The 25161-nt window shown below is 73.5% G+C and carries 24 protein-coding genes; 14 read left to right on the forward strand and 10 right to left on the reverse strand.

Annotation, left to right across the window (positions count from 1 at the left end; genetic code table 11):
* The first annotated feature begins 87 nt into the window (after positions 1-87).
* Complete coding sequence (locus C2L59_RS38490) at positions 88-855, forward strand: polysaccharide lyase family 7 protein (RefSeq protein ID WP_103354512.1); 768 nt, start codon at positions 88-90, stop codon at positions 853-855.
* A 33-nt stretch (positions 856-888) separates the two neighbouring features.
* Here C2L59_RS38490 and C2L59_RS38495 read toward each other — a convergent pair whose 3' ends face one another.
* The gene (locus C2L59_RS38495; RefSeq protein ID WP_103354513.1) at positions 889-1911 is read right to left on the reverse strand and encodes an LLM class flavin-dependent oxidoreductase; all 1023 of its coding nucleotides are present in this window, start codon (positions 1909-1911) and stop codon (positions 889-891) included.
* A 125-nt stretch (positions 1912-2036) separates the two neighbouring features.
* On the opposite strand from C2L59_RS38495, the gene C2L59_RS38500 reads away from it, so the two are divergent.
* From C2L59_RS38500 to C2L59_RS38535, 9 genes are all read left to right on the forward strand, one after another.
* Positions 2037-2555, forward strand: coding sequence for a hypothetical protein (locus C2L59_RS38500; RefSeq protein ID WP_103354514.1), 519 nt, complete (start codon positions 2037-2039; stop codon positions 2553-2555).
* Between the two features lie 150 nt (positions 2556-2705).
* Positions 2706-4379 carry an alpha/beta fold hydrolase gene (locus C2L59_RS38505; protein ID WP_103354515.1) on the forward strand — a complete coding sequence of 558 codons (1674 nt, stop codon included), beginning with the start codon at positions 2706-2708 and terminating at the stop codon, positions 4377-4379.
* A 28-nt stretch (positions 4380-4407) separates the two neighbouring features.
* Positions 4408-4554, forward strand: coding sequence for a hypothetical protein (locus C2L59_RS47625; protein WP_158263135.1), 147 nt, complete (start codon positions 4408-4410; stop codon positions 4552-4554).
* Positions 4533-5018 carry a hypothetical protein gene (locus C2L59_RS38510; protein WP_103354516.1) on the forward strand — a complete coding sequence of 162 codons (486 nt, stop codon included), beginning with the start codon at positions 4533-4535 and terminating at the stop codon, positions 5016-5018. Before C2L59_RS47625 ends, C2L59_RS38510 begins: the two co-directional genes overlap by 22 nt.
* A 97-nt stretch (positions 5019-5115) precedes the next feature.
* Entirely contained in the window at positions 5116-6516 is a 1401-nt protein-coding gene (locus C2L59_RS38515; RefSeq protein ID WP_103354517.1) for a cellulase family glycosylhydrolase, read from the forward strand.
* Positions 6517-6629: 113 nt separating this feature from the next.
* Positions 6630-6989 carry a helix-turn-helix transcriptional regulator gene (locus C2L59_RS38520; protein ID WP_103354518.1) on the forward strand — a complete coding sequence of 120 codons (360 nt, stop codon included), beginning with the start codon at positions 6630-6632 and terminating at the stop codon, positions 6987-6989.
* Positions 6986-7474 carry an SRPBCC family protein gene (locus tag C2L59_RS38525; protein ID WP_103354519.1) on the forward strand — a complete coding sequence of 163 codons (489 nt, stop codon included), beginning with the start codon at positions 6986-6988 and terminating at the stop codon, positions 7472-7474. The genes C2L59_RS38520 and C2L59_RS38525 overlap by 4 nt, the downstream gene beginning before the upstream one ends.
* Before the next feature lie 2 nt (positions 7475-7476).
* Positions 7477-8037, forward strand: a complete 561-nt coding sequence (locus C2L59_RS38530) for a maleylpyruvate isomerase family mycothiol-dependent enzyme (protein WP_103354520.1) — start codon at positions 7477-7479, stop codon at positions 8035-8037.
* 162 nt (positions 8038-8199) lie between these two features.
* Positions 8200-9525: a cellulose binding domain-containing protein gene (locus C2L59_RS38535; protein ID WP_103354521.1), complete on the forward strand. Its 1326-nt coding sequence runs from the start codon at positions 8200-8202 to the stop codon at positions 9523-9525.
* A 3-nt stretch (positions 9526-9528) separates the two neighbouring features.
* Here C2L59_RS38535 and C2L59_RS38540 read toward each other — a convergent pair whose 3' ends face one another.
* Both C2L59_RS38540 and C2L59_RS38545 read right to left on the reverse strand, forming a co-directional pair.
* Positions 9529-10275 carry an alpha/beta fold hydrolase gene (locus C2L59_RS38540; protein WP_103354522.1) on the reverse strand — a complete coding sequence of 249 codons (747 nt, stop codon included), beginning with the start codon at positions 10273-10275 and terminating at the stop codon, positions 9529-9531.
* Positions 10275-10643 carry a DUF1330 domain-containing protein gene (locus C2L59_RS38545; RefSeq protein WP_103354523.1) on the reverse strand — a complete coding sequence of 123 codons (369 nt, stop codon included), beginning with the start codon at positions 10641-10643 and terminating at the stop codon, positions 10275-10277. Before C2L59_RS38545 ends, C2L59_RS38540 begins: the two co-directional genes overlap by 1 nt.
* A 76-nt stretch (positions 10644-10719) precedes the next feature.
* Here C2L59_RS38545 and C2L59_RS38550 point away from each other — a divergent pair, with 76 nt between their 5' ends.
* Entirely contained in the window at positions 10720-11319 is a 600-nt protein-coding gene (locus tag C2L59_RS38550; protein ID WP_103354524.1) for a TetR/AcrR family transcriptional regulator, read from the forward strand.
* Here the strand turns inward: C2L59_RS38550 and C2L59_RS47630 are convergent.
* The 3 genes from C2L59_RS47630 to C2L59_RS38575 are packed head-to-tail and all read right to left on the reverse strand — an operon-like array spanning position 11285 to position 15242.
* A complete protein-coding gene (locus tag C2L59_RS47630; protein WP_158263136.1) occupies positions 11285-12943 on the reverse strand; it encodes an ATP-binding protein in 1659 nt (552 codons plus the stop codon). The genes C2L59_RS38550 and C2L59_RS47630 overlap by 35 nt on opposite strands.
* Before the next feature lie 5 nt (positions 12944-12948).
* Positions 12949-14184 carry a transposase gene (locus C2L59_RS38570; RefSeq protein ID WP_103354526.1) on the reverse strand — a complete coding sequence of 412 codons (1236 nt, stop codon included), beginning with the start codon at positions 14182-14184 and terminating at the stop codon, positions 12949-12951.
* 35 nt (positions 14185-14219) lie between these two features.
* Positions 14220-15242: a hypothetical protein gene (locus tag C2L59_RS38575; RefSeq protein ID WP_103354527.1), complete on the reverse strand. Its 1023-nt coding sequence runs from the start codon at positions 15240-15242 to the stop codon at positions 14220-14222.
* Positions 15243-15500: 258 nt separating this feature from the next.
* Between C2L59_RS38575 and C2L59_RS38580 the strand changes: the two genes are divergently transcribed.
* The 3 genes from C2L59_RS38580 (at position 15501) to C2L59_RS38590 (ending at position 21787) form a co-directional block, all read left to right on the forward strand.
* A complete protein-coding gene (locus tag C2L59_RS38580; RefSeq protein WP_103354528.1) occupies positions 15501-17516 on the forward strand; it encodes an ATP-binding protein in 2016 nt (671 codons plus the stop codon).
* Between the two features lie 208 nt (positions 17517-17724).
* A complete protein-coding gene (locus C2L59_RS38585) occupies positions 17725-18531 on the forward strand; it encodes a helix-turn-helix transcriptional regulator (protein ID WP_103354577.1) in 807 nt (268 codons plus the stop codon).
* A 223-nt stretch (positions 18532-18754) separates the two neighbouring features.
* Positions 18755-21787: a type I polyketide synthase gene (locus C2L59_RS38590; protein WP_103354529.1), complete on the forward strand. Its 3033-nt coding sequence runs from the start codon at positions 18755-18757 to the stop codon at positions 21785-21787.
* Between the two features lie 175 nt (positions 21788-21962).
* On the opposite strand, the gene C2L59_RS38595 is transcribed toward C2L59_RS38590, so the two are convergent.
* The 4 genes from C2L59_RS38595 to C2L59_RS38610 are packed head-to-tail and all read right to left on the reverse strand — an operon-like array spanning position 21963 to position 25159.
* Positions 21963-23150 carry an FAD-dependent monooxygenase gene (locus C2L59_RS38595; RefSeq protein ID WP_103354530.1) on the reverse strand — a complete coding sequence of 396 codons (1188 nt, stop codon included), beginning with the start codon at positions 23148-23150 and terminating at the stop codon, positions 21963-21965.
* Positions 23147-24376 carry a PP2C family protein-serine/threonine phosphatase gene (locus C2L59_RS38600; RefSeq protein WP_103354531.1) on the reverse strand — a complete coding sequence of 410 codons (1230 nt, stop codon included), beginning with the start codon at positions 24374-24376 and terminating at the stop codon, positions 23147-23149. Before C2L59_RS38600 ends, C2L59_RS38595 begins: the two co-directional genes overlap by 4 nt.
* A complete protein-coding gene (locus tag C2L59_RS38605; RefSeq protein ID WP_103354532.1) occupies positions 24345-24827 on the reverse strand; it encodes an ATP-binding protein in 483 nt (160 codons plus the stop codon). Before C2L59_RS38605 ends, C2L59_RS38600 begins: the two co-directional genes overlap by 32 nt.
* The gene (locus C2L59_RS38610; protein WP_103354533.1) at positions 24827-25159 is read right to left on the reverse strand and encodes an STAS domain-containing protein; all 333 of its coding nucleotides are present in this window, start codon (positions 25157-25159) and stop codon (positions 24827-24829) included. Before C2L59_RS38610 ends, C2L59_RS38605 begins: the two co-directional genes overlap by 1 nt.
* Positions 25160-25161: the final 2 nt, after the last annotated feature.

The following is a 25161-nucleotide window of genomic DNA, read 5'->3' on the forward strand; positions in this document are numbered from 1 at the left end:
GGCGATCTTGACAAGGGGTGAAGGCCGACCTACCGTGAGTTCCACGCCGCCGGGTTGTCCAGACCATTTACCGTGAAAGGACACCCGATGACGCGTGTTCGTGCTTTGCTCGTCCTCTTGGCGGTCCCGGCCCTGGCCGCGGCGACCGCGTTCCCCGCACTGGCGGCGAACCCGGCCGTGGCTCCGGGCGGCAACTTCGACCTCTCCGTCTGGCAGCTGCAGGAACCGGTCGGCTCACCGGGCAGCCCGACGACCATCTCGTCGTCCCGGCTGCAGGGGGCCAACGGCTTCCAGGACAGCTACTTCTACACCGACACCCGCGACGGCGCGATGACCTTCTGGGCGCCGGAGAAGGGCGTCACCACGCCGAATTCGAACTACGCGCGGTCGGAGCTGCGCGAGATGAACCGCGACGGCTCCGCCGCGAACTGGTCGCTGAGCGGGTCGCACAAGCTGAGCGCGACCCTGCGCGTGGTCTCGGTGACGTCGAACGTGTGCGTCGGCCAGGTGCACCTCGGCACCGGCGGCTCGTCGACGAAACCGCTGCTGGAGCTGTACTACCGGGCCGGCGGCGACATCGTGCTGGGCACCGAGAACTCCCCCGACGGCGGGCAGACGGCGCACACCGTCGGGCACGTCTCGGTCGGCAAGACGTGGACGTACACGATCGGCATCTCCGGCGGGAACACCATCGACCTCACGGTCAACGGCAGCACCACGCACTACGGCATCCCGTCGTCGTTCAAGGCGTACAAGCAGTACTTCAAGGCGGGCTCGTACAACCAGTCCTCTTCGAGCAGCACGACGAAGGGCGCGCGGGTCGCGTTCTACGGCCTGAACGTCTCCCACGGCTGACGAGCGGCCCGGCCGCCACCGGGCCGCCGTTCCTCAGCGCCAGCCCAGCTCCGGGGCCACGTGGGTGAGGATGCTCTCCAGCACGTGCGCGTTGTAGTCGACGCCGAGCTGGTTCGGGATGGTGAGCAGCAGGGTGTCCGCGGCCTGGATCGCCTCGTCCTCCTTGAGCTGCCGCACGAGCTCGTCGGGTTCCCCGGCGTAGGAGCGGCCGAAGATCGCGCGCGTGTTCTCGTCGATCATGCCGACCTGGTCGCGCGAGTGGCGGTCGCGGCCGAAGTAGGCGCGGTCCTGCTCGTTGGTCAGGGCGAAGATGCTGCGGCTCACCGACACCCGCGGCTCCCGCTCGTGGCCGGCTTCGGTCCACGCCTCGCGATAGGCCTCGATCTGCTTGCGCTGCTGGACGTGCAGCGGCTCGCCCGTCTCGTCGTCCTTGAGCGTCGAGCTCTGCAGGTTCATGCCCAGCTTCGCCGCCCAGACGCTCGTCGCGTTCGAACCGGAGCCCCACCAGATGCGGTCGCGCAGGCCCTCGGAGTGCGGCTCGAGGCGCAGCAGGCCCGGCGGGTTGGCGAACATCGGCCGCGGGTTCGGCTGCGCGAAGCCGTCGCCTTCGAGGAGCTTGAGGAACACCTCGGTGTGCTGACGGGCCATGTCGGCGTCCGTCTCGCCCTCGCCGGGGGCGTACCCGAAGTACCGCCAGCCGTCGATCACCTGCTCGGGGGATCCCCGGCTGATGCCGAGCTGGAGCCGGCCGCCCGAGATCAGGTCGGCCGCGCCCGCGTCCTCGATCATGTACAGCGGGTTCTCGTAGCGCATGTCGATCACGCCGGTGCCGATTTCGATCTTCGACGTACGGGCGCCGATCGCCGAAAGCAGCGGGAACGGGCCGGCCGCCTGGCGCGCGAAGTGGTGCACGCGGAAGTAGGCGCCGTCCACGCCGAGCTCCTCGGCGGCGACCGCCAGGTCGATCGACTGGTGCAGGAAGTCGGCGGCCGACCTCGTCCCGGAGTGCGCGCCCGGCGACCAGTGGCCGAACGACAGGAAGCCAATCTTCTTCACGTCCCCTCCAGCGTCCGGCGGCCGGGAATGATTCCCGGGTGTGAGCTGGTCGTTCGCTCGTTCCGGTGAATCACTGCCCGGGCCCGGCCGGGCCGGGTACTCCGCCGGAAACGAGGAGGAGACGCATGCCCGACAACGACCTCACGGGGTTCCTGATCATCGGACTGGTGTTCGTGGTGGCGGACGGCCAGGTCCTCTACCGCGGCGGCCGGCGGTACCTGAGCGGGCCGGACGGCGCGGAGGGCACCGGGTCGATGGCCTGGATGGTGGTGACCGTCTTCCACCTCGTCTCGTTCGGCGTGCTCGCGCTGCTCTCGGTCGTCGGCCCGCAGTGGTCGGGCTCGACGGCCGCGCTCGTCGGGCGGCTCGGCGTCTTCCTGCTGCTGATGGCCGTGGCCCACGTGCTGACGCTGGCCGTGCTCTCCCGCCGCCGGCAGGACCGGCTCGTCGAAGAGCACTTCCAGGACCGGGAGAACGAGCCGCGGATGACCGAGACCTACGTCCGGCCGGCCACCGAGGTGATCGTCGAGCCGGCGTCGACCGACCCGGCGTGGCGGCCCGCCGTCACCCCGGTCCCCGGCCAGGAGGGCCCGCACCCGCGGGTGGCGCCCGATCTCGGCAACCACGGCCCGTACCGCACCTGACCTGCGCCGCCGCGTTCACCGGATCGAGGGAATCCGGGCGGCGAGCCGCGACTTTTCGCTGCCGTGCCCCCACCGGGCGTGATTGGATTTCGCCCGGCCGGTGCGCGAGGAAGGAAAACTGCGGTGCGAACGTCCCGAGCAGGGCTGGCGGTGGCCGTCTCGGTCCTGGTGGCGGCCACGGCGCCCGCCGCCGCGACCACGCCCGACCCGCTCGCGCCCTACCGGGGCCAGCAGGTCGCCTGGGGTGCCTGTCCCTTCAAGCAGGGCGGACACGCCCGGGCCGCGCAGTGCGCGCGGATCACCGTGCCGCGGGACTGGGCGGCGCCGTCCGCGGGCACCGACCTGAAGGTGTCGATCAGCCGCGCGGCGGCCACCGGGACCCGCCAAGGCGCGATCCTGGTGAACCCGGGCGGGCCCGGCGGCCAGGGCACCTCGCTGGCGGGCGCGCTGGCCGGCCTGGAGCCGGGGCTGAACGAGCACTACGACGTCATCGGCATGGACCCCCGCGGGACCGGCCAGGAAGGCGGCGAAGACAAGGGGTACGTCTGCCGCGTGCCGCTCGGGCGGCTGCCGCAGGACGACGACGACCTCGACGCCCGCGACCGCTCGGCGCAGAGCATCAGCGTGCACCAGCGGACCCCGCGCGTCCTGGCCGAGGCGTGCCAGAGCGACGCGCTCGCGCCGTTCGTCACCACCTGGCAGACCACGCACGACATGGACCTGATCCGCTCGCTGCTGGGCGACGAGAAGCTGAACTACCTCGGTTTCTCCTACGGCACCTGGCTCGGCGCGAAGTACGCGTCGCTGTTCCCCGAGCACACCGGCCGGATGGTCCTCGACTCCAGCGTCAACTTCGAAGGCCGCCTCCAGGCCGCGTTCGAAGCGTTCCCGAAGATCGACCAGCGCCAGTTCGACCGCGTCTACGCGCCGTGGCTGGCGCGGCGGTTCCCGGACCAGCTCGGCAAGACCGCCACGGAGGTCCGGGCCAAGTGGGAGCAGCTGCGGAAGTTCTTCAAGACCAAGGGCGTGCCGCCCGACGTCTTCGACTCGGTCTTCGTCGGCAACGGCAGCACCCGGCAGTGGATGACCGGCGCCCTGATCCTCACCAAGGGCGCGGCGGCGCTCGACGGCAAGACCACGCCGTCGCCGGCGCCCGCCGCGCTGCGGAACGACCTCGACCGGGCGTCCCGGGCCGTCTTCGGCCGCCCGGCGGACCGGCTGACGGCCGAAGACGTCGCGGAGGACCCGCCGGAGCCCGACTACGCCGACGTCCCGGGAACGCGGCTGGCGGTGGCGTGCGGCGACCAGCCGACGCGGACGGCGAGCTGGTACAAGCTGCTCAGCGACCTGCAGGGGCCGGCCTACCCGCTGTTCGGCTGGGCGTACGGCCTCAGCGAAGCGTGCGGCTTCTGGTCCGACCCGCCCCAGCACCCCCTGCCGACGCTGTCGTCACGCGCGGCGAAGAACATCCTGGTGGTCCAGGGCGAATTCGACCCGCAGACCGGCTACGAACAGGCGGAGGCGGCGGCGCGCGCGGCCGGGATCCCGATGATCTCGGTGGCGGATTCCCCGTTCCACGGCCAGTACGCCGTCAGCGGCAATTCCTGTGTGGACAAGCTGGTGAACGCCTACTTCCTCGGCAGCCCCCGCCCGCCGGCCACCATCTGCCCCGGCGTCCCCCTGCCCGGCGAGCACCAGGTGTTCCCGGTCCCGGGCCCGGCGGGCCAGCCGGCCACAGCACCGGCTCCTGCGGCGCGTGATTCGCTGTCGGGGGTCCGGGAGCGGCTGCAGGACGGGATCAGCTCGGTCAACCGGGAGCCGTGATGCGGTTCGCGCCGGCCGCAAGGGGCTGGTGCGCAGCAATGAAAACACCTCGCTGCCGGACGTGGGCTCCTCGTACGGCCGGTCGGCGCCGGCCCTGCGGAAGGTGCAGCGCACCGCGCACCACTTCGTCACGATCCGGCTCTCCAGCCGCCGGTGGGCACCTCGCCCGGTGTAGTCCGCTACGCCGATGAACGCGCCGGGTTCCCGCACTACGTCGCCGGCGTCGCGGCCTACAAGGCCGGGGAAAGCGGGCCGGAAGCCCAGGCGCGGCCGTTCTACCGCCGGCGCGCCCTGCACCACGATCCCGAGCACATCGAGGCGCGGCGGGTGATGACGCTCGCCGAGCAGAGTCTGGCCATCACCCGCAACAGCCTCGCCGGCAGCGCGATGATCATCGCGGTGGCCGGTGGCCTGCTGATCACGTTGTGGCTGGGCTTCTTCCTCCCCTTCCTGGTCCGGCTGAAACTGCCCGGCGGCGTCGAAGCCGACCTGTCCACCAGCCTGAACCAGGTGGCGTCCGGACCGACCGGCGAGGTGAGCATCGGTCCGGGACGCCTGGTCGGCACCACCTCCGACAGCTCGCCGGCGTGGTCGCCGCTCGGTACCGGGCCGCGCGGCGAACTGCCGCGGCTCGGCTGACCGGCCGCCCTTGACGGACCCCCACGCCGGATGTTCTCATGGCTGGGAGCGCTCCCAGCCTGGTGAAACATTCGAAACTCAGACCATAGGGAGTTCGATGAAGCGCTCCATCGCTGCGCTGGCGGCCGCCGGCGCGACGGTTCTCGGCTCGACTTGCCTGCTGCTGATGCCGACGGCTTCGGCCGCGGCGCAGGGCTGCCGGGTCGACTACACGATCATCAACCAGTGGCAGGGCGGGTTCCAGGCCGGGGTGAAGGTCACCAACCTGGGCGACGCGATCACCGGCTGGTCGCTGCAGTTCACCTTCCCCGACAGCGGCCAGAAGGTGGCCCAGGGCTGGAACGCCACCTGGTCGCAGTCCGGCGCGACCGCGACGGCCGCCAACGCCGACTGGAACCGCACGCTGGCCACCGGCAGCGCCACCGACCTCGGCTTCACCGGCACCACGACCGGCGCGAACCCGGTGCCGGCGGCGTTCACGCTCAACGGCGTCACCTGCACCGGGTCCACCGGCCCGGTGACGACGACGCCGAGCACGCCCACCACGACCCCCACCACGCCGTCCCCCGGGAGCACGCCGCTGGCGGCGAACGGGCAGCTGCACGTCTGCGGCGTCCACCTGTGCAACGAGGCGAACCGGGCGATCCAGCTACGCGGCATGAGCACCCACGGCCTGCAGTGGTTCGACAGCTGCTACAACGACCGGTCGCTGGACGCGCTGGCCGGCGACTGGCACGCCGATCTGCTCCGCATCGCCATGTACGTGCAGGAAAAGGGGTACGAGACCAATCCGGCCTGGTTCACCGACCGGGTCAACACGCTGGTCGGCGAGGCCGAGGAACGCGGCATGTACGCGGTGGTCGACTTCCACACCCTCACGCCCGGCGACCCCAACTACAACCTCGACCGCGCCAAGACGTTCTTCGCCGCGGTGGCCGCGCGCAACGCGGCCCGCAAGAACGTGATCTACGAAATCGCCAACGAACCCAACGGCGTCAGCTGGGCCGGCATCAAGAGCTACGCCGAGCAGGTCATCCCGGTGATCCGCGCCGCCGACCCGGACGCCGTGGTGATCGTCGGCACCCGCGGCTGGTCGTCCCTCGGCGTCTCCGACGGGTCGAACGAGACCGAGATCGTCACCAACCCGGTCAACGCCACGAACATCATGTACACGTTCCACTTCTACGCCGCCAGCCACAAGGACAACTACCGCGCCGCGGTGAGCCGGGCGGCCGCGAAGCTGCCGTTGTTCGTCACGGAGTTCGGCACGGTGACCGCCACCGGCGGCGGCACGCTCGACCAGGCGAGCACCACCACCTGGCTCGACCTGCTCGACCAGCTCAAGATCAGCTACGCGAACTGGACGTACTCCGACGCGGACGAAAGCAGCGCCGCGTTGCGCCCCGGCACCTGCGCGGGCACCGATTACGGCACCGGCACGCTGACCGCGTCCGGCGCACTGGTCCGGAGCCGCATCAGCACTCCGGACAGCTTCTGAAAGCACGGGCGGGGGTGCCGGTCGCGGCACCCCCGCCCGCTTCTCAACTCCTCGGTTGACAACGACCGCGCCGGGCTCTAGCGTCGTGCTCAACCGAGGAGTTGAGAAGACAGGTGGACGAAGGCACCGAACGGCTCAACCGGGTGTTCGCGGCCCTGGCCGATCCGACCCGGCGCGACCTGGTGGCCCGGCTGGCCGGTGCGGACGCGACCGTCGGCGAGCTGGCGGAGCCCTACGACATGAGCCTCCAGGCGGTCTCCAAGCACGTGAAGGTGCTCGAAGAGGCCGGCCTGGTGACGCGCAGCAAGGACGCGCAGCGCCGGCCGGTGCACCTGGACGCCGAGGTGTTCGACCTGATGACCAAGTGGATCGACCGGTACCGGCGGCAGGCCGAGGAACGCTACCGGCGCCTCGATTCCCTGCTGGGCCGGATGGCCGGCGACCCGGCCCGAGCCCGCGAGGACGCATCATGACCATGACGAAGCGCGAAACCGAGATCCAGGCCGACGGGCGGGTCCCGACGATCCGGATCGTGCGGGAGTTCGACGCCCCGCCCGAGCTCGTGTTCCGCGCCCACGTCGACCCGGAGCTCTACGCGCAGTGGATCGGGCCGCACTCGGTCACCACGCGGATCACCCGGTGGGACGCGCGGGTCGGCGGCGCGTGGGCGTTCGCCAACGACCGCAACGGCGAAGAGATCGCCGCCTTCCACGGCAGTTTCCACGACGTGCGGCCGAACGAGCGGATCGTGTGGACGTTCACCTACGACGGCGAGCCCGACGGCGTCGCCCTGGAAACGCTGACCCTCGAAGAACTCCCGGGCGGCCGCACCCGGCTGCGGGTGCTGAGTGTGGTGCAGGACTTCGAAACCCGCGACGGCATGCTGGCGAGCGGGATGAACACCGGCCTCACCGAGGGCTACGCCAAGCTCGACGAACTGCTCGCCAAGGAGGCGTGAGAATGACATCCACCGGACCCGCTCAGCGGCACGCGCAGGACGCGGCCCGCTTCACCGAGCTGACGGAGTCGGCCTCGGCCGGCGACTGGACCCGGCCCAGCCCGGTCGCGGAGTGGACGGCGCTCGACGTCGTGAAGCACCTCGTCGAATGGTCGCGGGCCTTCCTCGGCGGCGCCGGGATCGAGCTGCCCGCGCTGGCCGTCGACGCCGACCCGGCGGCCGCCTGGAAGCAGCACGTCGCCGACATCCAGGCCATCGTCGAAGACCCCGCCGGGCGGGTGCTGAGCAACCCGCACACCGGCGACCGGCCGGTGGACGAGGCGCTCGACCAGTTCTACACCAACGACATCTGGCTCCACAGCTGGGATCTCGCCAAAGCCCTCGGCCGCGAGCCCGACCTCGGTGAAGAACGCTGCGCCGCCACGCTGGCCGGGATGCGGCCGATGGAGGAGGTGCTGCGCGGCAGCGCGCAGTTCGGCCCGGCGGTGCCGGTCGCCGAGGACGCCTCGGCGCAGGACCGGCTGATGGGCTTCCTCGGCCGCGACCCGGCCTGGCGGCCCTGAGCGGACCTCGGCTCGCGCCCGGGCCGCGGCGGTGGCCCGGGCGCGTGGGCGCACCCGGCGATTGACAAACCGCCCGGCCCCGGAGGACTCTGGGAGCGCTTCCAGAAGTCGCCACCGGGGTCGCTTCCGCCTGCCCCGGCACGAAAGGCGGAAGGAGAGTCCATGGGGTCCGCCTCCCGCCGGGGTGCCGCGCGGCCGGCCGTGCTCGCCGCGGTCGCCCTGCTGGTGCTGGGTGTTTCCGTGCTGTGGCCGTGGCCGTCGGGCGCCGCGCCGGCGACGCCGGTCACCGGCAACGCCACCCACTTCGACGCGCTCGGCGCGCCCTACGGCGGCTGCGGCCTGCCCCAGGAAATGCTCGACTCGCCCGATTTCGTGGCCCTCAACGTCTACCGGACCCCGGGCGACTACAGCTTCTACCCGCGGCCGATCCCGCCGGCGCAGGCCGCCAAAATCGGGCTGTGGGACAACGGCCGCAACTGCGGGCGATTCGTGCAGGTCACCATCGGCGGCTACTGCACCGGCGTCAACGACGGCGCGCCGGGACAACCGTTCTGCCGCAACGGCTCCTGGGTGACCGACGGCTACGCCGGCGCCCAGCTGACCATGGTCGTCGCGGACAGCTGCGGCGACGCGAACGCCTGGTGCCGCGACGATCCCGGCCACCTCGACCTCTCGACCGCGTCGCTGAACCGGTTCGTCAAGAACGGCGCCTCGGTCGGGGACATGAACCCGGCGCACTGGAACAACCGGCAGGTCTCGTGGTCCTACGTGCCGGCCCCGGGCTACACCGGCGACCTGAACCTCGGCTTCCTCCAAGGCGCGCAACGGTATTGGACGGCCATCGCCGTGTCGCACCTGCCCAACGGCGTCCACGGCGTGGAATTCCTCGGCGCGGACGGCACCTGGCAGCAGGCGCAGCCGGACAGCGATCTGGGGCAGGCCTTCGTCATCGGCCCGACCGCCACGGCGGGCACCGCCTACGCGATCCGGGTCCGCGACTCGAGCGACGCGCTGGTCAACGACGGCCGCGTCTACCGCTTCACGCTGCCGGACCAGTGCCTGTCCGGGTGCTCACCCGCCTACACCGCCATCAGCTACACGACCGGCAGCGGCACGCCGACGACCACACCCACCGGTCCGACCACCACCCCCACGACGCCGACGACCACGCCGACCAGCCCGGCCGGGGTGTCGTGCACGGCGACCGCCGCGGTCACGTCCACCTGGAACGGTGGCCACCAGCTGCAGTTCACCGTGCGCAACAGCGGATCGACGCCGGTTTCCGGCTGGACCACGTCGTTCTCGTTCGCGGACACCCAGCAGGTGACCAACTCCTGGAACGCCGCGCTGACCCAGACCGGCCGGCAGGTGCAGGCGGCCGGCCAGTCCTACAACGGGTCACTGGGCGCCGGGGCGACGACGACCTGGGGCGCCGTCGTGTCCGGGACCGCGCAGCCGTTGTCCGGGCTGGCCTGCGCCGCCCGCTGACCGTCAGGGGATCGTCGCCCAGAACCCGGTCAGCGCCGCGGCGGCGCGGGCCGGGTCGTGGGTCATCCACCAGTGGCCCAGTCCGTCGAGGACGGCGACCCGCGCGCCCGCGCGGGCGGCCGACCGGCGGCGCTGGGCTTCGGTGCCGACGACGTGGTCGGCGGTGGCCAGGATGGCCAGTCCCGGCCGGGTCGCCGCGCGTTCCAGCGCCACGCCCAGGCCGGGAGCGCCCGCCGCGGCGGCGGCCCGGTACAGGCTGAGCACCGCGCGGCCCATCGCCGCGTCCTGCCCCGCCGCGACGCGGGCCGCGACGGCGGCACCCATCCCCCGCTCCACCAGCACCGCCGCGCGGTCCCCGGCCGGCCCGCCGAACCGCGCCGCGACGTCGGCCTCGCCGGCACGCGGCGTCTGCCAGCGACGGGCGAGTTCGTGCCACTCGTACCCGGGGTCGTGGACGCCGAGTGCGTCGCTGACCCAGCTGCGGACCAGCTCCGGGTGGCTCAGCACGACGTTCACGACGTGCCCGCCGCCGACGTCGTGGCCGACCAGGTCCACCGGCTCGCCGAACGCCGCCAGTTCCGCGACGAGCCAGTCGCGGTAGCCGGCGGGGGTCGCGTCGAATCCGGCGGGCAGCGGCGCGCCGAAGCCGGGCGGCGAAAGGCAGACCACGTCGGTGCGTCCGAGCTCGGCGAGCAGCGGGTCCCACACCGCCGCCGTTTCGGGGTTCCCGTGGACGAACACCGCGGGCATCAAAGACCCGCCGGTGTGGTCGGCTGCAGCACGGATTCCACCAGCGCTTCGGTACGCAGGTGGGCGATCGCCCGGTATTCGGGGTCGCGGACCATGGCCGCGAACGCCGTCCGGTCCGGGTAGCGGACGAGCGCCACCATGTCCCACGCCTGCCCGTCCTCGGCGACGAGCGCCGGCCCGCCGTGGCCGAGGTACTCGACCGTCAGGCCGTAGCGGGCGTTCACCCCGCGGTTCAGGGCTTCGGCGTAGCGCCGGTAACTTTCGCGGCCGCCGTCCGGGCGGAACCGCAGCAGGTTGAGCATCACGACCGGGCCGCCCGGGTCGTCGGCGAGCAGCGTGTCGAGGGCGCGTTCTTCGATTTCGATCATCAGGACCTCTCTCTTCCGCCTTCAGCTTAAACATACTTGTTGGTCGACACGCAAGTTACTTTGCTAGACTCCCGGCATGCCGAGCGCACGCCGCACCCAGCAGGAACGCCGCGACCAGGCCGAGGCCGCGTTGCTGACCGCCGCCGCCGAGCTCGTCGTCGAGCAGGGCGTGCGCTCGCTGACCCTGGCCCGCGTCGGGGAACGCGCCGGGTACAGCCGCGGGATCGTCACCCACCACTTCGGCGGGAAGCAGGCCCTGGTCGAACGGCTCGCGCGGGCCACGCAGGCCGGGTTCGTCCCGGGGCTCGAGGACGTGCCGCCGGGGCTCGACCGCCTGCTGCGGCTGATCGGCGGCTACCTCGGCGAGCTCGGCCGGATCGGGGTGTTCACCCAGGCGTTCCTGGTGCTGTGGGCGGAAGCCGCCACCCAGCCGGAGCTGGCGCCGATCTTCCGCGAGCGCGACGCGGCCTTCCGCGCCGACCTGCGCGAAGACGTCGAGGCCGGGATCGCCGACGGCACGGTCGACCCGGACGTCCGCGCGGACGAGGTCGCGACCGCCGTCGTCGGGCAGCTGCGCGGGATCGCGCTGCAACGCCTGCTCGATCCGGCGAGCGTCGACCCCGAGGCGCTGCGGCGGAGCGTCACCGGCTACTGGCGCCGGGCCCTCCGGAGCTGACGCCCGGCCGCGCGGACACCGGCAGCCGGACGACGAACCGGGTGTCCCCCGGCACGGACACCGCCTCGATCGAGCCGTTGTGCCGGACGGTGACGATCTCGTGGCACAGGTGCAGGCCGAGGCCGGTGCCGTGGCCGATGTCCTTGGTGGTGAAGAAGGGCTGGAAGAGCCGCGGCAGCAGGTCCGGCGGGATGCCGGGCCCGCTGTCGCGGACTTCGACGACGGCGCAGGGGCCTTCCCGGCGGGTGGTCAGCCGCAGTTCGCCCCGGCCGCCCATGGCCTCCGCGGCGTTGCGGAGGAGGTGGGTCCAGACCTGGTTGAGCTCGCCGAGGTCCGCGGTCACCCGCGGCAGCGGCGCGAAGTCGCGGACGACGTCGAGGCCCGTGAGGGTGGGAGCCAGGACCTGAAGGGTGGCTTCGACACCCTCGACGACGTCGACCTCGCGGTCCGGGGCGCGGCCGAGGTCGGAATAGGCGGCCGCGGAGGCGACCAGCGCGCTGATCGCCCGCCCCGCAGCCTGCGCGTCGGCGGCGAGGGCCCGCGCCGAGAGCCGCCCGGCGAGCAGGCGCACGGCGAGGTCGAGCACCGCGGGGCGGACGGCCGCGGCCAGGGTGTCGAGGCCGGCGGTGGTGACCCCGGCGAGGGCGGGCGAAAGGTCGGCGGAGCCGGGGACGCCGGCCGCGTCGAGCCAGTCGGCGACGGCATCGATGGCTTCCGCGACGGCGAGGGGATCCGGCTCGGCGAGCGGCGGCGGTTCGGCGGCCGTGGCGCCCCGGCCGGTTGCCGGCGAGGCCGACGGCCCCTGGCGCGCAGCCGCCGGGCTCACCACCCCGTCGAGCCCTGGCCGCTCGCCGACCGTGGCGCCCCGGCCGGTTGCCGCCGACGGCTCCGGCTGCACCGACGCGGGATTCGCCGGCCGATCCCGCCCCGGCCGCTCGCCGGCCGGGGGGTCCGGATCCCCTTCCGCCGCACTCACCAGCCGGTCGATCGCCGCCCTTTCCTCCGGTAGTGCCGTCGTGCCCCAGGCCGTTGCCGCCTCGATCGTCTCCGTGGCCGTCCGGTCGAACTCCGCGGCCGCTCTGACCACCGCCGCGACCGGGTTGTTCAGCTCGTGCGCCAGGCCCGCCGCCAGGGTTCCCAGGCCCTCCACCATCGTGCGGCGGCCCGCCTGGGCCTCGTACGAGCGGATGCGCCAGACCAGCACCGGCAGCAGCACCCGGCAGATCTCCGGGCAGCGGACCAGCATCCGCAGGAACGTGTCCCGGTCGTAGGTGAGCAGCTCCACCGGGCCGACCGCCGTCGCCGCCGCCACGTAACCGCCGCCCGCCAGCAGGGGCAGCTCGCCCGTGTACTGGTGGGCGGCCGGCGGTTTGTCGGCCGCGTGCGGTGCCGCCGCCGGGTCGGCGAAGTGGCGGCCGACGATCTGCTCGCGGCCGTCGATCCGCTTGCTCAGCAGCAGTTCTCCGGACAGCAACACGTAGAAGTGCTCCGCGTGCTGGCCGTCGTCGAACAGCCTTTCGCCGTCGCGCAGGACCTGGTGCGTGCCGGCCGCCGCGAGCCAGTCCAGGCGGCCGGCGTCGAGCCCCGCGAACAGCTCGATGCCGCGCAACCGGGCTCCCGTCACGGGATTCACGCGTACGGCCGGAGCCACGCGTCGCCGGCCGCGGTCCGGGCGGCCTCCGGAACGCCTCGGTAGGCGTTCTCCTGGAGGATCCGGTAGGCGTGCGCCACCGAAGCCAGCGTCACGTGGTGGTGCCAGCCGCGGAAGGACCGGCCCTCGAAGTCGGCCAGGCCCGATTCGTCGTGCAGGCGGGTCAGGTCCTCGGCGACGCCGCGGTGCCGGCGCACCAGGTGCACCAGGTCGGGCATCCGGGCCTGGGTGATGTTGGTCAGGTGGATCAGGTCCGGCTGCGCCCGCCCGGACACCCGCTCGGCCAGCAGCTGCCGGGTGCCGCGGTGCAGCCGCGCCGGGGCCGGGCCGCGGCCGGTGAGCGCCAGCGGGGCCAGCACGAACTGCGAAATGCTCGCCTGCCCGTGCGCGGTTTCGCGCCAGTTCATCGTCATCCGGCCGAGCCGGCGGGCCTGGCGCACCAGCTCGCCCGCGGTCCGGGGCTGCGGCGCGCCGAGTGCCGCCGCCGGCACCGCGCCCGCCACCGGGGTGTCCTCGGAAACCTGCACGACGTAGTGCAGGCCCCGGCGTTCCAGCCCGCGCAGCAACGCCTCGACGTGCCGCTCGTGCCGGGCGTCGACGAGCACCGGCAGCGCGGGCAGGTCCCAGCCGTCGAGCATCTCGTCCAGCATCTCCATGACGTGCGCCCAGCGCGGCCGGTGCCGCTCGCCCGAGGGCACCCGTGAACGCGTCCGGCGCGCGCTGTCCTCGTCCCACTCCCTCGGTAGCTGCAGCCGCCAGTCGACCGGCACGCTGCCTTCGTCGCAGGCGAGGAACACCGAGAGGCCCAGCTGGCAGTTGAGCACCCGCTGGCAGCTCGGGGCGAACTGCTTGGCCACGCCGACCGAGCTGGCGCCGTTCTTCGGGAACACCGCTTCAGAAATCACCAGCGCCCGCGGCCGCAGCGTGCCCGCGACCGCGCGCGCCAGTGCGCCGCGGACCGGGGCCCAGTGCCACGGGCTCTGGTTGACGAACTGCTGCAGCGACTGGTCGGCGCGCCAGCCGACGACGTGGTCGGAGATCCGGCGGATCGTCTTGCGGCCCGGTAGGGAGTACAGCCCGCGGACGTACACCTCGCCCCAGCGGCGCTGGTCGGACCGGGCGAAGGAGGCGAACAGCTCTTGGCAGAAGGCGGACAGGTCCACCGGATCGGCGGGTGCGACCGGGACGAAGCTCTCGATGCGGGCAGTGGTCATGGTTCCCCCAGACGGTTTGCTTCTGGTGCCGTGGATCAGGCCGCGGCGCGGCCGACCCGGCCCACGGCGAGCTCGTCCTCGCCGTGGGCGTAGTGCAACCGGACACGCATCGCCGCGGCCTGCGGCGCGTACCGCGTGCGCCAGTCCTGGAAGTGCGCCCACGCCTCGCCGTAGCCGCGCTGCTCGGGCAGACCGGCGAGCACGGCCACGCGGACGCTGTGTTCGAACCCGCGTTCCTCCCTCCCCTGGAGGCTCACCGCGGGCCGCGGCAGGTCGATCCCGAGCTGCCGCGCCAGGGCCGGCAGGCAGCTCGAACCGGCGTCGAGCACCGAACGCGCGCTGTGCGGGGCCCACGCGGGCGCGACGGCGTGGGTCAGTGCGGCGGCGTCGAGCACCAGCACCGCCGCGTCCAGCCAGCACAGCTCGCCGGCGGGCCGGAAGCAGGTCAGCGCCGGGTACCCGGTGTGGGTCGCCCGGATGTCGGCCAGCCAGGCGGTCCACTGCCGGAACAGGTCGTCGAGGTGTTCCCGCGAGCCGAACCGCAGGTGCTCGGCGAGCAGGAACTCCGCTTCGGACGGCTTGGTGCTGTGCGTGGACAGCGCGGCGACCATCCGTTCGCGACGGCTGTAGGCGGCGATGATCCGCGAAAGGTGCAGCCCGAACACGAGCAGCACCTGCAGCACGGCGAGCCAGCCCGCGACGGCCAGCACGGCCGCCCCGGAGTCGTCGCGCAGCACCATGAACCGGGCGATCCCGCCCGGCGTCGGCGGAATCCCGGCCAGTGCCGGGGAAAGCAGCGCGGCCCCGGCGAAGGTGGCCACGACCCAGCCACCGCCGACGAGCATCAACGCGAGCGGGGCGCACAGGTCCAGCACGCGCTCGCGGCCACCGGGCGGCAGCCACCGGGCGAGGGCGGCTCCCCCGCCGCCGACGCCCCGGACGGCCACCCGCATCAGCCGGCCGGACCGCTGGCGCGGGGTGAACACCGTGCGCAGCACGCTCAGCCACGTCAGCACGAGCAGGGCGACCCCGGCGAGCAGGAGGACCGCCGGGATCACCGGAGCACCACCGTCCCGTGTCGCCGTGGATCTCCGCCGTGCCGCACGCGTCCGCTCATCCCACCGGCCTCCAGTCCGTTCTGTTCTTCGAGCTTGCTCCGGTGAGCGCTCACCAAACAGAACCGGCTTGTAGTGGTACTGGGAATGCCTGCACTCGGTTGAGTGACGGAACTGGTCACACTCCGTCAGCTCGATCTTGACCGGTTCCGCTGTCCGGGCGAGCGTGAACACTCATCCACCAGCGGAAAGGGGAATCCGATGGACTGGCACTTCGTCGGCCGCGCCGAGCACCTCGAACGGATCCGGTCCCGCCTCGCCGAACGCGAGCCGGACCCGCTCGTGGTCGTCGGGGAGCCGGGCATCGGCCGTACCAGCGTGGTGCGCAAGGCGCTGGCGGGCCTCGATCCCGGGCGGGACGCGCTGCTGGAGGTCCGCCCGGGCGGGCACGAGCCGTTCTCGTCGCTGCGGCACCTGCTGCCGGCGGGCGCGGCCCCGCCGGCGGGCCGCGACGCGGTCCGGGAGGTCGCGGACGCGGTGCGGGCGCTGGCCGCGGGCCGCCGCCCGGTGCTGCTGGCCGACGACGCGCACCTGGCCGACCACGCGACGATGCTGGTGCTGCAGCACCTCAACCGGCACGCGGGGGCGTTCCTGCTGCTCACCCACCCGGTCCCGGCGCCCCGCCCGGGCGGCGGCGACCCGGTGGACTGCCTGCGCTACGAACGCGGGATCAAGACGGTCCGGCTGCCCCCGCTGTCGCTCGACGAGGTGGGCGCGGTCCTGGCGAAGCTGATGGACGGCCCGGTCCGCTCGGCGACGACGGAGGCGTTGCACGCGGCCACGGCGGGCAACCCGGGCCTGCTGCACGACATCGTGGTCCGGCAGGAGCTGCGCACGCGCATGATCCACGAGGGCGGACGCTGGCGCCTCACGGACGCACCCCCGGCCGAGGGCCCGGCGTTGACGTGCCGCGGCGTCGCCCACCTGCTGGCGGCGGTGGCGCGCGCTTGGGAATCCCTGGCCTTGGACCAGGTGGAGGACCTGTGCCGCCTGGCGGCGTGGAGCGGAGCGGGCGCGGAGGTGGCGCTGGTGAAGGCGGCGGTGCACTTGCTGCGGGGCCGCGCGGCGGAGGCCTTCGAGGCGTTGGACCAGCCGGCCCGTGGCGGCGGGGCGAGCCACCACGCTCGGCCGACCGGCGGCCGGCTTGCGGGCGGTCGGCCGGGAAGCGATCACCGCGGCGAGGCGGGCTCCGGCGCAGCCCTCGGCCACGCCGAGCCCGGCGGCGGACGACCGGAAACCGATCACCGCGGCAGCGCAGGAATCGGCGGAGAGGCGCGGCCGGAAACCGATTACCCCGGCGGCGCAACACCCGGCCACCAGCAGGATTCCGCCAGCGCGCCCCTCGGCCACGTCGACCCCGGCGGGGCACGGCCGGAAACCGATCACCGCCGCGGCGCAGGCACCGGCGGCGGGGCACGGCCGGAAACCGATTACCGCAGCGGCAAAGAAACCGGCGCGACCCCAGACCACACCGAACCCCCCAGCACCGGTTCCGACCGTGCCCTCGAGCGCGCCGACCTCGGCGGTACCGGCCGCCGTCCTGCTCTCGACCATGCCGAACCCGGCGGTGCGCGGCCGGGGCGCAGCCCCGCCACCTCCGCTCCCGGCGAGCCGCCGCAAAACCCCGCCACCGGTCCCCGGCCCGGCCACGCCGCGGCCGGCAACTCCTTGCGCCACCATCCCGATGATCCGCATCCCGTCCTGCTCCGCGCGATGTGCCTGGCCTTCGGGCGTCAGGACCCCGGGGAAGCCGATGCCCTGCTCGCCGCCGCGGCCGCCGCTTCCCCGCACCGCGAACGGCTGCGCGCCTACCGGGGCTGGCTGCTCGCCGTGGCCGGGCGGCGCTCGGAGGCCGCCGATGTCCTCTCCGGTCTCACGCACCACCGGGACCGGCATGCCGCCCTCTTCGCCCATGCCGCCGAGGCCATCGGGCACCTCGATCTCGGCCGGGGGGCCGCCGCCATCTCGCACCTGCGGCGGGCGCTCGTGCTCGCCGAAGCCGATCGGGCCGTTCTCCCGTGGATGGCGCCCTATCTGCGGGCCTACCTCATCGATGCCCTGCTGCTCGCCGGGCGGATCACCGAGGCGACCTCGCTGGCCGGCGAGTTCCACGCCGCCGCGCCGGACTGCGGGTGGAAGGTCGCCGTCGCGATGGCCGCGTTGACCGGCGCCGCACGAACCGCTGCCGCGGACGTGTCCTCCAGCACGAAACGCTGATCGAAGAAAGGACCACCCGGCCGCTTTCCGGACCGGACGCCCGCCTGGCGAATAGTCCTGTTAGGTCGTTTCGCCGGAAATCGGCGGAAAGTTCACACCAGCGGACCGCCGTGGCCGCCCGGATGCGACGGGCGCGGCCCGTATGCTGTCCGAATGGCCCATTGCCTGGGGGATTTTCGTCCGTTCGTTCCGCGCGCCCGAGGTCGGCATGCCCACGGCAGGCGATAGCCGCCGGGAACTGGCCAAGTTCCTGCGCAGCCGGCGCGAGCGCATCACGCCGGACGAAGTCGGGCTGCCCGCCGGGCCACGACGGCGGACCGTCGGGCTGCGGCGCGAGGAGGTCGCCGTCCTCGCCGGACTCAGTCCCACCTGGTACACCTACCTCGAACAGGGCCGCGGGATCCAGCCGTCGCGCGAAGTCCTCGACAGCCTGGCCCGGGTGCTGCGGCTGACCGAGGACGAACGCCGGTACGTGCACAGCCTCGCGCACGGCTCGGTCATCCAGGCCGCTCCACTGACGACGGACGTCACCGCCGCCGACCTCATCCGCCAGATCGTGGCCCAGTTCGACGACAGCCCGTACCCGGTCTACGCCGCCGACCAGTACTGCGCGCTGATCGCGTGGAACCAGGCGGCCTGCGAGTGGTACGACGACTGGGCCGTCCTGCCGCCGCCGGAACGCAACATCCTGCACTGGCTGCTCTCCTCGCCGCTGGCGCGCGAACGGCTGGTGGACTGGGAGGTCGTCACGCGGGACTCGGTCGCCCGCTGGCGCGCCGAGTGCGCCCGCCACCCCGACGACCCGCACATCCGCGCGCGCATCGCCGAGTTCACCCGGCTGAGCCCGGCTTTCGCCCAGTGGTGGGAAAGTCACGAAGTCCTGGAGCACCGGTCGGCCGTGCGGCTGTTCCGCCACGGGCACCTCGGCGTGCAGGCCATGCGCATCGTCCCCCTGCAGTCACCGGAGTTCATTCCCTCCGGCGTCGTCCTGCACCTGCCTGCCGCGACGGAATAGCGGCCACGGCGTTTCGGCATTCCGTTATTTGGTCGTTGACCACCGGTCGGTCGGCGCGACAGGCTGTGCGCAGTGCGCCGATCCTGCTCAGTGTCGACGGACCGCCATTGGCGGTTACGGCCACGAGCAGCAGATCCGCCGACTGGGGAACGACAAACACAAAAGGTCATGCCCGCCATTCCGGGATCGCAACTGGTGTCCCGCGGCAGCACGAGGGGAAGTTATGATCTTGCGGACGAGCAGGAACCGTGCCCGGCAAACTCCCGCCGAGCAGGGTGTCGCCATTGTCGGAGCCGCCTGCCGGTTGCCCGGCGCCGGAACTCCGGAGCAGTTCTGGGAGGTGCTGCGGACCGCGCAGGACACCGTCACCGAGGTTCCGGACGACCGTTTCGACGTCGACCGGTGGTTCTCACCCGAAATGGGAAAGCCGCACACCATCCGCAGCCGCAGCGGCGGCTTCCTGGAGCGGATCGACCAATTCGACGCACGTTTCTTCGGCATTCTGCCCAACGAAGCGGAGCAAATGGACCCGCAGCAGCGGATGCTGCTGGAAGTCACCTGGCAGGCCCTGGAAGACGCCGGGCGGACCGCGCCGGAACTGGCCGGCTCCAATACCGGCGTCTACGTGAACATGTGCAATTCCGGATACTGGGACGTGTTGCGCGCGGCCGGTCGCCACGACCTGCACGCGGCGATGGGCGGCGAGGCCGGCGGAATGGCCGCGGGCCGGATCGCCTACCACCTCGACGTGCGCGGCCCGGTGATGGCGCTGGAGTCCACCTGCGCCACCGCCCTGCTGGCGGTGCACGTGGCCGGCCGCGCGCTGCGCTCCGGCGAAATCGATCTCGCCATCGTCGGCGGCGCGAACCTGCTGCTCTCGCCCGACCTGTACTTCGCGCTCAGCGAGGCGGAAATGCTCTCCCCCACCGGGCGCTGCCGGTTCGGCGACCGGGACGCCGACGGCTACGTGCGCAGCGAAGGCGCCGTGGTGCTGGTGCTCAAGCGGCAGGAGGACGCGGACGCCGACGGCGACCGGACCTACGCGACGGTCATCGGAACCGCGGTGCGCGGCGACGGCCGCAGTGGCGGCACGCTCACCACGCCGGGCATCGAAGGCCAGGAAGCCATGCTGCGGGCGGCGTACGAAGACGCCGGTGTCTCACCGGCCGATGTGGACTTCGTCGAGGCGCACGGGCCCGGCACCCCCGCGGGCGACCCGGTGGAGCTGGCCGCGCTGGCCACGGTGCTCGGCGAGCAGCGCGACCCGGCCCGGCCGTGCCTGGTCGGCTCGGCCAAGTCCAACGTCGGTCACCTCGAGGGCGCGGGCGGGGTGGTCGGGCTGCTGAAGGCGGCCCTGGCGCTCTACCACCGCGAGCTGCCGCAGACGCTGCACGTCCGCACGCCGCTGCCGGTCTTCGAAGAGCCGGGCAGCCCGCTGCGGCTGGCGCGGGAACGGACACCGCTGACGCCGATCGGCCGCCCGGCCCTCGCCGGAGTAAGCGCCTTCGGCCTCTCGGGTGGTTACGCGCACGCCGTGCTGGCGGAGGCACCGGCGGTGCCCGCGCCGCGCCGGGCCCGGGACGACGAAAGCGCGCCGGCGTACCTGCTTCCGTTGTCCGCCAAGGATCCGACCGCGCTGCGGACGCTCGCCGCGGCGACCGCCGAGCTGCTCAGCGCCCCCGACGGGCCGTCCGCAGCGGACGTCTGCCACACCGCCGGCAGCCGGCGCACCCACCACGAACGCCGGGTGGCGGTGGTGGGCCGGAACCGGGCCGAGCTGGCCGACGAGCTGATCGCGGTGGCCGGCGGGCACGGCGCCCCGCCGGCGCCGGTGCACGCGCCCCGCGTCGTGTTCGTCTTCCCGGGGCAGGGTTCGCAGTGGCCCGGGATGGGCCGCGAGCTGCTGCGCACCGACCGGGTGTTCGCCGCGCGGCTGACCGAGTGCGACCGGGCGGTGCGTGCCGAGGCCGGGTTCTCCGTGCTGGCGGCCCTGGAGTCGGGTCACCCACTGTCCACTATGGACGAAGTGCAGCCGGTGCTGTGGGCGGTGCAGGTGGCGCTGGCCGCGTCCTGGCGCAGCCGGGGCGTCGAACCGGAGCTGCTGATCGGGCACAGCATGGGCGAGGTGGCCGCCGCGGTCACCGCCGGCGCGCTGACCGTCGCCGAAGGTGCCGCGGTGATCTGCCGGCGCAGCGGGCTGCTGGCCCGCCGCCGGACGCCGGGTGCGATGTGGGCGGTGCAGCTGGGCGAGGACCGGGCGGTCCGCGCCATCGGTGCGCACGCCGACCGGGTCTGCGTCGGGGTGGTCAACAGCCCGCACGCGACGGTGCTGTCCGGCGATCCCGGCGCGCTCGCCGAGGTCGTCGCGCCGCTGCGCGCGACCGGCGTCCACTGCCGGCAGGTGCAGGTCGACTACGCGTCGCACGCGCCGCAGGTGGCCGGGCTCTGCCCGGACATCGAACGGTCGCTCGCCGGGCTGCGCCCGCGCGAAGGCCGGGTGCCGCTGTACTCGACCGTGCGCAACCGCGTGGTCGGCGGCGCCGAGCTGGACGGCCGCTACTGGGCGGACAACCTGCGGCTGCCGGTCCGGTTCGCCGACGCGGTCGGCACGGTGCTCGCCGACCCGCGGCCGGTGCTGTTCGTCGAAATCAGCCCGCACCCGATCCTGCACGCGGCGATCGAGGACGGCATCGAGGCCGCGGGCGCGGCGGCCGCCACGGTCACCGGCTCCCTCGAGCGCGACCGGCCCGAAGTGGCGACGATGCTGCAGGCGCTGGCGACCGCGTACGCGGCGGGCTGCGACCCGGACTGGGCGCGGCTCACCGAAGGCGGCGCGTTCGTCCCGCTGCCGGGTTACCCCTGGCAGGGCGAGCGGTACTGGGTCGACGACGGCGCCGGGGCGTGGACGTCCCCGGTGATCGCGCTGCCCCACCGGCACGTTGCCGCGGAGCGGTTCGACGAGCCGCGAGACCGCCCCCGCCGCGGCCCGAGCACGCCGGAGGAGTGCGCGGAGGACCTGCTCCGCCGGACGACGGCCCTGCTCGGCATCGACACCGGCGAGGTCCAGCTCGACGTGCCGCTGACGCAGCTGGGGTTGAACTCGCTGTTCGCGGTGAAGCTGGCCTACCGGCTGCGATCGGAGCTGGACATCGCGATCAGCGTGCGCGAGCTCCTGCAGGCGGCCTCGATCGCGGAGCTGGCCGAGCTGATCCACCACCGCATGCCGGAGCCGGTCGACGCAGACCAGGCATCCTGACCGGCCCGTGGCGGCCGCCTCCCCTACGGGTGGCCGCCACGGGCCCACTGCGGTGGGCCCACTGCGGTGGGCTCACTGCGGGGCTGCCGGGATCCGGGTGCCCCGGCGGAGATCATCCACCCCGAGCGGGCCGCCCCTCTGAACCGCCGCCGCTCCGGGTGGGAGCCGCCGGCGGTCACCGGGGCCGGCCGTCCAGCGTGGAGTGCCACCACCGGCGGAAGCCCTCCTCGTCCATCGTCGTCCACTCCGGGGTCCGGCCCACCTGGGCCGCGCCGAGCCGGCGGCCGAGGGCTACCAGCTCCGCTCCCTTCGCCGTGCGGGCCGTGTCGTACGCCGGCAGGACCGTGTCCCAGCGGGGGTGCTCGTGGCAGGCCGACTCCAGGGCCAGTGCGTCCTGGATCGCCTTCGTCACGCCGCCGCCCGCGTGGGGGCGGGCCAAAGCTCCCGCGTCACCCGCCAGCAGCAGGCGGCCCTTGGCGTAGCGGGGCACAGCCAGGTCGTAGATCGGCTGCAGGGCCAGCTCGGCGCGGGTCGTCGCGCGGACCACGCGGGCCCACGCCGGCGGGAAGTGGGTCTCGACGACCTGGTCCAGTGCGGCCGCGAGGCCGTCGCCGACCGTGCCCGGGGGCAGGGACAGCAGCCCGGCCGGTCGCGGCAACGGCAGGTACACCGCCCAGTTCACCCGGGTCTGCGCGCCCGGCAGGCCGGGGATGAGGTAGCAGACCGCGTGGCCGCCCGGGAACATCACCGACACCCCGGCCCCGCGCAACGCCGGCGGCAGGCTCCCGAGGCGCGACACCGGGTAATTGCCGCGCCAGAGCGCGTAGCCCGCGTACCCGGGACGACCGCCGCCGGCGACGCGCCGGACCAGGGAGGCGTACCCGTCCGCGCCGACCACCACGTCGAACCGGCCGGTCGCGCCGTCCGCGGTGACGTCGACGCCGGCGACCGTGTCACGCACGCCGGTCACCGTCGCCGTGTGCCAGGCGACGGCGTCCGGGACGCGCTCGCGCAGGCCGCGCCAGGCGAGGCCCCAGTTCGTCAGCCGCAGGTCCAGGGGCTGGCGCCAGGCGAGGCGCCCGGTCTCGGCCGCCGCCGGGTCCGGCACGACCCACCAGCGCGACCGGCACGTCAGGGCCGGCATGGCCGCGGCGAAGTAGCCGGCGTCGACGAACTCCTGCCAGGCGGGCCCGGCCAGCCCGATGCCGAACCCGCGGTCGGCCAGCACGCCGCGGCTGCGTTCGAACACGGTGACCGCGCAGCCCGCGCGGGCCAGCGCGATCGCCGCGGCGCACCCGGCGACGCTGCCGCCCACGACGGCGACCCTGCTGCCGCGCACCTTCCCGCCGGGGAACGGCGTCACGGGCGGCTCCGCCGGTGCAGGGCGAGCATGGTGATGTCGTCGGACTGCTCGGCGCCGGAGACGAACCGGGACAGGTCGTCCTCCATTTCGAGCAGCAGCTTCTCGGCCGCCGTCCCCGCCCGCCCGGCCACCGCGGTCATCCGGTCCATGCCGAAGAGGGCACCCGCCCGGTCGCGGGCCTCGACCACCCCGTCCGTGTAGAGGAACAGCGTGTCGCCGCGCTGCAGGCTCGTGTGGCCGAGCGTGTACGCGCTGCCCGGCATCATGCCGACGGCGGGCCCGGTCGGGGTGAGCAGCTCGTGCCCGCCGTCCGCGCGCACCAGCACCGGCGGGTTGTGGCCGCCGTTGATGTACAGCAGCGCCCCGGAATCCGGGTCGAGCACGCCGAAGAACACGGTCGCGAAGTACCCCTGCCGGAGGTGGTTGCGGGCCATGTACCGGTTGGTGCCGAGCACGGCCTGGATCAGCGGGCCGGCGCCGAGGGACAGCAGCGGCGGCAGCGCCGGGCCGCCGGCGACGACGTCGGGGACGGCGTCCACCGGGCTCAGCGTGCCGGTGTGCTCGGCGGTGTGCCGCAGCAGCGTCCGGATCAGCGCCATGAACAGCGCGGCGCCGATGCCCTTGTCGCAGACGTCGGCGACGACGAACCCCAGCCGGCGGCCGTTGACCAGCTCGAAGCCGTCGTAGAAGTCACCCGCCACCTGCCGCGCCGGGCGGAACCGCGACGCGAACTCCCAGCCCGGCGCCGACGGCAGCTCCTGCGGCAGGAACCCGGACTGGATCTCCCGGGCGATGCTCAGGTCGCGTTCGTACTCGCGCACGCTCGCCGCGGCCGCCATCTCCTCCACCGTCATGGTCAGCTGCCAGCGCTCCCAGCAGGAGGTCATCCGGCTCCGCAGCAGCCCCGGCAGGTAGGGCGGGACGACGAAGTCGAACCCGCCGCGCGCGCACGCCTCCAGCGACCCGAAGTCCTCCCCTTCCGGGAACACCAGCAGCGTGGCCGAGGCGCCGGTCACCGCGACCTGCTGCGCGATCAGCGCGACCCGCTGCAGGCCGAGCGAGGCCGACACCAGCAGCACGTCGGCGTCGAGCCGGCCGCCGGGCCGGTCGGCGAACCCGGCCGCGCTGACCTTGGTCAGGCCGATGTCCTGCGCGCGCAGGACCCGCTCGAGCTCGGGAGCGGGGTCTTCGCTGTCAGCGACGAGAAGCGCGGTCGTACCGCTCATCGTTTCCTCCGTCGGTCGGGACGCCCCGGTGCCCGCGGCGTTCCCGGTGCAGCACCAGGACGTTGCGGTTGCGGCCGCGCACGTGCTCGTAGCCGAACTCGTCGACGACGGTCAGGGCCAGGTGCAGGCCGAGGCCGCCCGCCGCACGCAGCGGCGGCTCGGCCGACAGCCGGGGGTCGGGGTGGTGGCCGCGCGGGTCGAACGGCGGCGCGTCGTCCTCGATGCTCAGCCACACCCGCCCGTGGGCCGCGTAGCCGCCGAGGTCGATCACCCCCGGCTCGCCGCGGTAGCCGTGGCAGGCGATGTTCGTGGTGATCTCGTCCGCGGCCAGGCGCAGCCGGTACGCCTGGGGCGCGGCCAGCCCGCCCTGCGCGGCGAGTTCGGCGACGAGCCCGGCCAGCACGCCGTTGACGTCGTCACCGCTGTTGACCAGCAGCCTGCGCGCGGCCATCAGGGTTCCGCCCGGCTCTGCATCACGATCGCCCGGTCGAACCCGGTCAGCCGGATCGTCTCGGCCACCTCCGGCCGGGCGCCGACCAGCACGATGTCGCCGCTGCGGCCCAGTTTCTGGTGCGCGAAGACCAGGCAGCGCAACCCGGCCGAGGACAGGTAGGTCAGCTCGCCCGCCAGCAGGACGATCCGGCGGACGCGCTGTTCGACGGCGCTGGTGACCAGCTCGTCGAGCACGGCCGCCGAGCGCGAGTCGAGTTCGCCGGACAGCCACACCGTGGCGGTCCCGTCGTCGACGTCGAGCTTGGCCTGGAAGTCCGTGGGAACACTCATCG

This window comes from Amycolatopsis sp. CA-128772, from assembly GCF_002904295.1.
Taxonomy (GTDB): Bacteria; Actinomycetota; Actinomycetes; order Mycobacteriales; family Pseudonocardiaceae; genus Amycolatopsis.

Coding starts and splice junctions, on each gene's coding strand:
- C2L59_RS38550 (WP_103354524.1), top strand. CDS start 10,720: ATGCCGAGCGCACGCCGCACCCAGCAGGAACGCCGCGACCAGGCCGAG.
- C2L59_RS38490 (WP_103354512.1), top strand. CDS start 88: ATGACGCGTGTTCGTGCTTTGCTCGTCCTCTTGGCGGTCCCGGCCCTG.
- C2L59_RS38600 (WP_103354531.1), bottom strand. CDS start 24,376: ATGAGCGGTACGACCGCGCTTCTCGTCGCTGACAGCGAAGACCCCGCT.
- C2L59_RS38525 (WP_103354519.1), top strand. CDS start 6,986: ATGACCATGACGAAGCGCGAAACCGAGATCCAGGCCGACGGGCGGGTC.
- C2L59_RS38500 (WP_103354514.1), top strand. CDS start 2,037: ATGCCCGACAACGACCTCACGGGGTTCCTGATCATCGGACTGGTGTTC.
- C2L59_RS38540 (WP_103354522.1), bottom strand. CDS start 10,275: ATGCCCGCGGTGTTCGTCCACGGGAACCCCGAAACGGCGGCGGTGTGG.
- C2L59_RS38585 (WP_103354577.1), top strand. CDS start 17,725: ATGCCCACGGCAGGCGATAGCCGCCGGGAACTGGCCAAGTTCCTGCGC.
- C2L59_RS38530 (WP_103354520.1), top strand. CDS start 7,477: ATGACATCCACCGGACCCGCTCAGCGGCACGCGCAGGACGCGGCCCGC.
- C2L59_RS38570 (WP_103354526.1), bottom strand. CDS start 14,184: ATGACCACTGCCCGCATCGAGAGCTTCGTCCCGGTCGCACCCGCCGAT.
- C2L59_RS38535 (WP_103354521.1), top strand. CDS start 8,200: ATGGGGTCCGCCTCCCGCCGGGGTGCCGCGCGGCCGGCCGTGCTCGCC.
- C2L59_RS38515 (WP_103354517.1), top strand. CDS start 5,116: ATGAAGCGCTCCATCGCTGCGCTGGCGGCCGCCGGCGCGACGGTTCTC.
- C2L59_RS38590 (WP_103354529.1), top strand. CDS start 18,755: ATGATCTTGCGGACGAGCAGGAACCGTGCCCGGCAAACTCCCGCCGAG.
- C2L59_RS38580 (WP_103354528.1), top strand. CDS start 15,501: ATGGACTGGCACTTCGTCGGCCGCGCCGAGCACCTCGAACGGATCCGG.
- C2L59_RS38545 (WP_103354523.1), bottom strand. CDS start 10,643: ATGATCGAAATCGAAGAACGCGCCCTCGACACGCTGCTCGCCGACGAC.
- C2L59_RS38605 (WP_103354532.1), bottom strand. CDS start 24,827: ATGGCCGCGCGCAGGCTGCTGGTCAACAGCGGTGACGACGTCAACGGC.
- C2L59_RS38610 (WP_103354533.1), bottom strand. CDS start 25,159: ATGAGTGTTCCCACGGACTTCCAGGCCAAGCTCGACGTCGACGACGGG.